Origin of the sequence: Bacteroides pyogenes, from assembly GCF_014196225.1 — a bacterium.
Classification (GTDB): domain Bacteria; phylum Bacteroidota; class Bacteroidia; order Bacteroidales; family Bacteroidaceae; genus Bacteroides; species Bacteroides pyogenes_A.
In genome coordinates, this window is record NZ_JACIDI010000035.1 from 1 (window position 1) to 5,362 (window position 5,362).

Annotated in this window: 2 tRNA genes and 3 rRNA genes; all 5 read left to right on the forward strand. The window is 49.4% G+C overall.

Annotated elements, in window-relative coordinates:
• The first annotated feature begins 131 nt into the window (after positions 1 to 131).
• The 5 genes from GGR07_RS13640 (at position 132) to rrf (ending at position 5,306) form a co-directional block, all read left to right on the forward strand.
• Positions 132 to 1,661 (forward strand): 16S ribosomal RNA (locus GGR07_RS13640).
• A 165-nt stretch (positions 1,662 to 1,826) separates the two neighbouring features.
• A tRNA-Ile gene (locus GGR07_RS13645) sits at positions 1,827 to 1,900 on the forward strand.
• Positions 1,901 to 1,919: 19 nt separating this feature from the next.
• Positions 1,920 to 1,993, forward strand: a tRNA-Ala gene (locus tag GGR07_RS13650).
• Between the two features lie 175 nt (positions 1,994 to 2,168).
• A 23S ribosomal RNA gene (locus tag GGR07_RS13655) occupies positions 2,169 to 5,076 on the forward strand.
• 119 nt (positions 5,077 to 5,195) lie between these two features.
• A 5S ribosomal RNA gene (rrf, locus tag GGR07_RS13660) occupies positions 5,196 to 5,306 on the forward strand.
• The 16S, 23S and 5S rRNA genes sit together here with 2 tRNA genes alongside, the layout of an rRNA operon.
• Positions 5,307 to 5,362: the final 56 nt, after the last annotated feature.

Here is a 5,362-nt window from a genome sequence, read left to right on the forward strand (position 1 = left end):
TTTTTTTGCGAAGGTTTTTGTTCAGGTATTTTTTTCAAGATTGAGAGTCGATAAATCGTACGGCATCCTGATCAGAGCAATGATTTTTTTAAGTCTTCCGTTTTTTCGGTTTGACTTGACAAGATACTTTTACAATGAAGAGTTTGATCCTGGCTCAGGATGAACGCTAGCTACAGGCTTAACACATGCAAGTCGAGGGGCAGCATGAATATTGGCTTGCCAATATTTGATGGCGACCGGCGCACGGGTGAGTAACACGTATCCAACCTTCCGGTTACTCGGGGATAGGCTTTCGAAAGAAAGATTAATACCCGATGTTGTGTATCTTTCTCCTGATTGATACGCCAAAGGATTCCGGTAACCGATGGGGATGCGTTCCATTAGGCAGTTGGCGGGGTAACGGCCCACCAAACCTTCGATGGATAGGGGTTCTGAGAGGAAGGTCCCCCACATTGGAACTGAGACACGGTCCAAACTCCTACGGGAGGCAGCAGTGAGGAATATTGGTCAATGGACGGAAGTCTGAACCAGCCAAGTAGCGTGAAGGATGACTGCCCTCTGGGTTGTAAACTTCTTTTATACGGGAATAACATGAGGTACGGGTACCTTATTGCATGTACCGTTATGAATAAGCATCGGCTAACTCCGTGCCAGCAGCCGCGGTAATACGGAGGATGCGAGCGTTATCCGGATTTATTGGGTTTAAAGGGAGCGTAGGTGGGATATTAAGTCAGCTGTGAAAGTTTGGGGCTCAACCTTAAAATTGCAGTTGATACTGGTTTTCTTGAGTACGGTATAGGTGGGCGGAATTCGTGGTGTAGCGGTGAAATGCTTAGATATCACGAAGAACTCCTATTGCGAAGGCAGCTCACTGGACCGGCACTGACACTGATGCTCGAAAGTGCGGGTATCAAACAGGATTAGATACCCTGGTAGTCCGCACAGTAAACGATGAATACTCGCTGTTTGCGATACACAGTAAGCGGCCAAGCGAAAGCGTTAAGTATTCCACCTGGGGAGTACGCCGGCAACGGTGAAACTCAAAGGAATTGACGGGGGCCCGCACAAGCGGAGGAACATGTGGTTTAATTCGATGATACGCGAGGAACCTTACCCGGGCTTAAATTGCGCTGGCTTTTACCGGAAACGGTATTTTCTTCGGACCAGCGTGAAGGTGCTGCATGGTTGTCGTCAGCTCGTGCCGTGAGGTGTCGGCTTAAGTGCCATAACGAGCGCAACCCTTATCTTTAGTTGCCATCAGGTTTTGCTGGGGACTCTAAAGAGACTGCCGTCGTAAGATGCGAGGAAGGTGGGGATGACGTCAAATCAGCACGGCCCTTACGTCCGGGGCTACACACGTGTTACAATGGGGAGCACAGCAGGTTGCTACACGGCGACGTGATGCCAATCCGTAAAACTCCTCTCAGTTCGGATCGAAGTCTGCAACCCGACTTCGTGAAGCTGGATTCGCTAGTAATCGCGCATCAGCCACGGCGCGGTGAATACGTTCCCGGGCCTTGTACACACCGCCCGTCAAGCCATGAAAGCCGGGGGTACCTGAAGTACGTAACCGCAAGGATCGTCCTAGGGTAAACCTGGTGATTGGGGCTAAGTCGTAACAAGGTAGCCGTACCGGAAGGTGCGGCTGGAACACCTCCTTTCTGGAGCGATGCCTTCGGTTTTCGCTCTCTTTATTTTTGAGACCTATTTTCGGTTTTTTATTATGTACCGCTTGTACTTGTTTATTTATAGATATTGATGTAAATAATACAAGAGAGAAGAAAGACGCCGAGCCTGTCTTTGTTATCAGGCCGCGGTTGACTGACAGTCCTATAGCTCAGTTGGTTAGAGCGCTACACTGATAATGTAGAGGTCGGCAGTTCAACTCTGCCTGGGACTACTTCGAACGTTTGTTTTCGGGGGGATTAGCTCAGCTGGCTAGAGCACCTGCTTTGCACGCAGGGGGTCAACGGTTCGAATCCGTTATTCTCCACTCTTGTTGCCCGGTTCGTATTGTTTTTTTTCAATCCGGCCGTTGTGCGACATCCGATCTTTGACATGATGTACAAAAAGTAAAAAACGAAAAGAGCTAAAAGTATATATCAAACCGCCTCTTTTTTTGTTTCCGGTTTTTTCCCCGGGGGCATTTGGAAGATGTGTGTATTTGAAAAGAAAGTAGTTAAGGGCGCATGGCGGATGCCTTGGCTCTCGGAGGCGATGAAGGACGTGATAAGCTGCGATAAGCTGCGGGTAGGTGCAAATAACCTTTGATCCGCGGATTTCCGAATGGGACAACCCAATGCGTTGAAGGCGCATTATCCTGTATTTTTTTATCAGGAGGCTAACGCAGGGAACTGAAACATCTTAGTACCTGCAGGAACAGAAAATAATAATGATTCCCCCAGTAGTGGCGAGCGAACGGGGATTAGCCCAAACCGTCGGTGTTACGGCACCGTCGGGGTTGTAGGACCACGTTTTGGCATGATGTTTGGTGAATAGAATGTTCTGGAAAGTTCAACCATAGAGCATGATAGTTGCGTATATGAAGCCAAATGAAGCCTAGTGGTATCCTGAGTAGCGCGGGACACGAGAAATCTTGCGTGAATCTGCCGGGCCCATCCGGTAAGGCTAAATACTCCCGAGAGACCGATAGTGAACCAGTACCGTGAGGGAAAGGTGAAAAGCACCTCGAACAGAGGAGTGAAATAGTCCCTGAAACCATGCGCCTACAAGCGGTCGGAGCACATTTTTTTTGTGTGACGGCGTGCCTTTTGCATAATGAACCTACGAGTTACTTTTTCCGGCCAGGTTAAGGGAATTGATTCCCGTAGCCGAAGCGAAAGCGAGTCTTAACAGGGCGTTTAGTCGGAAGTAGTAGACGCGAAACCAAGTGATCTACCCTTGGCCAGGTTGAAGGTCAGGTAACACTGACTGGAGGACCGAACCGATAAGCGTTGAAAAGCTTCCGGATGAGCTGAGGGTGGGGGTGAAAGGCTAATCAAACTTGGAGATAGCTCGTACTCCCCGAAATGCATTTAGGTGCAGCCTCGGGTTTTTTTCTAATGAGAGGTAGAGCGACTGATAAGATGCGAGGGCTTCGCCGCCTATCAAGTCTTGACAAACTCCGAATGCTCATTAGTTATATCCCGGGAGTGAGGGCATGGGTGCTAAGGTCCATGTCCTAAAGGAGAAGAATCCGGACCACCGGCTAAGGTCCCCAAATAATCGCTAAGTTGAACTAACGAAGTCAGATTGCTAAGACAGCTAGGATGTTGGCTTGGAAGCAGCCATTCATTTAAAGAGTGCGTAACAGCTCACTAGTCGAGGAGTTTGGCGTGGATAATAATCGGGCATTAAGCGATTTACCGAAGCCGTGGGATGTATTTATACATCGGTAGGGGAGCATTCCACTCTGCGTTGAAGGCGAAGCGCGAGCTTCTCTGGAGCGTGTGGAAACGCAAATGTAGGTATAAGTAACGATAAAGGGGGTGAGAACCCCCCTCGCCGTAAGACTAAGGTTTCCTGATCAACGCTAATCGGATCAGGGTTAGTCGGGTCCTAAGGCTCAGCCGATGGGCGATGCCGATGGCAGAACAGGTTAATATTCCTGTACTACCTTCAGGAGTGACGTGGAGACGGAGGCGTGACAGCGCCGCGGACTGACGGAATAGTCCGTTGAAGAGTTTAGATGCTGATCGCGGCAGGCAAATCCACCGCGTGAGTCGACGCTCGATAGTATGGAGCGCCCCTCGGGGCAATCCAATAGTGCGTGTAATCATACTCCCAAGAAAATCCGCTAAACATTTCATCCTGCAGGTACCCGTACCGCAAACGGACACACGTAGTCGGGTTGAATATACTCAGGCGCTTGAGTGATTCACGGTTAAGGAACTAGGCAAATTGACCCTGTAACTTCGGGATAAAGGGTCCCGCCGGCGACGGCGGGCGCAGAGAATCGGTCCAGGCAACTGTTTAACAAAAACACAGGGCTGTGCAAAATTGAAAGATCACGTATACAGCCTGACACCTGCCCGGTGCCGGAAGGTTAAGAGGAGAGCTCATCAGCAATGAGAAGGTTTGAATTGAAGCCCCGGTAAACGGCGGCCGTAACTATAACGGTCCTAAGGTAGCGAAATTCCTTGTCGGGTAAGTTCCGACCTGCACGAATGGTGTAATGATCTGGACACTGTCTCAACCGTGAGCTCAGTGAAATTGTAGTATCGGTGAAGATGCCGATTACCCGCGATGGGACGAAAAGACCCCGTGAACCTTTACTATAGCTTAACATTGAATTTGGGTAATTGATGTGTAGGATAGGTCGGAGACTTTGATCGCATGACGCCAGTTTTGCGTTAGTCGCTGTTGAAATACGACCCTTTGGTTATTTGAGTTCTAACTCGGTTGATTCGAGGACACTGTTTGGTGGGTAGTTTGACTGGGGTGGTCGCCTCCAAAAGCGTAACGGAGGCTTCTAAAGGTGCCCTCAGGACGATTGGTAACCGTCCGCAGAGTGTAATGGCATAAGGGCGCTTGACTGGGAGACTTACAAGTCGATCAGGTAGGAAACTAGAGCATAGTGATCCGGTGTTTCCGTATGGAAGGGACATCGCTCAAAGGATAAAAGGTACTCCGGGGATAACAGGCTGATCCCTCCCAAGAGCTCATATCGACGGAGGGGTTTGGCACCTCGATGTCGGCTCGTCACATCCTGGGGCTGGAGAAGGTCCCAAGGGTTGGGCTGTTCGCCCATTAAAGTGGCACGCGAGCTGGGTTCAGAACGTCGTGAGACAGTTCGGTCTCTATCTATCGTGGGCGTTTGAAATTTGCGTGGTTCTGACACTAGTACGAGAGGACCGTGTTGGACCGACCTCTGGTTTGCCAGTTGTGCCGCCAGGTGCATTGCTGGGTATCTACGTCGGGATTGGATAAGTGCTGAAAGCATCTAAGTACGAAGCCAGCCGCAAGATTAGATTTCTTTTTCAGGGCCGTTGTAGACTACAACGTTGATAGGATGCAGGTGTACGGTTGGCGACATCCTCAGCCGAGCATTACTAATTGCCCGTATTCTTTCTTTTCGGGAGTTTTTTTTCTTTGGACTTTTCTTCTTTTAGAGGTCCTTTTATTTAAGAATCCCTTTTGTTTGGTATATTCTTTTAGCCTTGTTTTTTTCTTTTTTCTCATGTCATAACCTTTTTTCAGGTGGTTATAGCGCGAGGGTTCCACCTCTTCCCATTCCGAACAGAGCCGTTAAGCCTCGCCGCGCCGATGGTACTGCGTCACAGTGGGAGAGTAGGTCGCCGCCTTTTTTTGCTTGTATTCCCCTCTTTTCCCTTCAAAAGGAAGAGAGGGGAATCTTGTTTTT